Origin of the sequence: Xenorhabdus japonica (assembly GCF_900115195.1) — a bacterium.
GTDB classification, from domain to species: domain Bacteria; phylum Pseudomonadota; class Gammaproteobacteria; order Enterobacterales; family Enterobacteriaceae; genus Xenorhabdus; species Xenorhabdus japonica.
In genome coordinates, this window is the sequence record NZ_FOVO01000088.1 from 1 (window position 1) to 1241 (window position 1241).

Here is a 1241-nt window from a genome sequence, read left to right on the forward strand (position 1 = left end):
AAGATGACAACAGTTGGTATCGATCTGGCAAAAAATGTCTTCCAGATCCACGGCGTTGATGTACAGGGTGAAACAGTGCTCAAAAAACAGCTGTCGCGAGCGAAGATGCTGACGTTTTTCGTCAATCTTCCATCTTGCCTGATTGGTATGGAAGCCTGTGGTGGAGCGCATTATTGGGCACGTAAGCTGCAAGATTTTGGCCACGAAGTCAAATTAAGGGCTCCACAGTTTGTTAAACCCTATGTCAAAACCAATAAAAACGATGCCGCAGACGCGGAAGCGATTTGTGAAGCGGTAACACGACCGAATAGGCGTTTTGTCCCGGTAAAAACAGAAGAACAGCAAAGCATCCTGTCGGTGCATCGCGCACGAGAGAGATTTGTCAAAGCTCGTACAGCGCAGGCCAATGCCATTCGTGGTTTACTGAGCGAATTTGGGATCGTTATCGCCCAGGGGATAAAACAGATTGCAGTACGACTACCAGAGATTCTGGAGGATGCCAGTCATAGCCTGCCAGATACCTTCAGGCAACTGCTCCAGCGGTTGGGGGAACACCTGAAGGAGCTTGATCGTCAGGTTATGGAACTGGAACAGGAAATTCAACACTGGCATCGTGGCAATGCAGACAGCCGAAGATTATCGAAAATACCCGGTATCGGCCCGCTAACAGCCAGTGCCCGGGTGGCATCGGTAGGGGATGCCAGTCACTTCGCTAATGGTCGTCAACTGGCGGCATGGCTGGGTCTGGTCCCCCGGCAACATTCGAGTGGGGGGAAGTCAACCTTGCGGGGGATCAGCAAACGGGGTGACAAGTATTTGCGGACACTGCTGATTCATGGAGCCAGAGCCGTGGTGCGATACGCCAAAGAGAAAACAGAGCGAACAGGGAACTGGCTGAACGATCTCCTGTCAAGGCGTAATATCAATGTTACTGTGGTAGCGCTGGCCAATAAAAATGCCCGAATTGTCTGGGCATTGCTGGCACATGACAGGGAATTCGAGCCGAATTATGGCCGCCCGGAACCAAGCAACTAAAATCATCCCGTGCAAATAAGGGAGCCCATTTAAAAGCAGTTTCCAAAGGTTGCGCGGGCAATCGAGAAGTGATGGCAAGACAGGTCGAACCGTGATCAGGAAACTCTGGTATCGTGCAAGCGCTCATAGCGCGTTGAAATGATGAGAGCCTGGCCAGTGAATTCCATCAGGGACAGAGGCGACGGCCTTAACTAAAGTCCGGATGT

General features: G+C 51.3%; 1 protein-coding gene. It reads left to right on the plus strand.

What is annotated here, in order from left to right:
* The coding region (locus BM135_RS16410) for an IS110 family RNA-guided transposase (protein WP_245737453.1) at positions 1-1035 on the plus strand (1035 nt) is incomplete at its 5' end.
* Positions 1036-1241 lie beyond the last annotated feature (206 nt).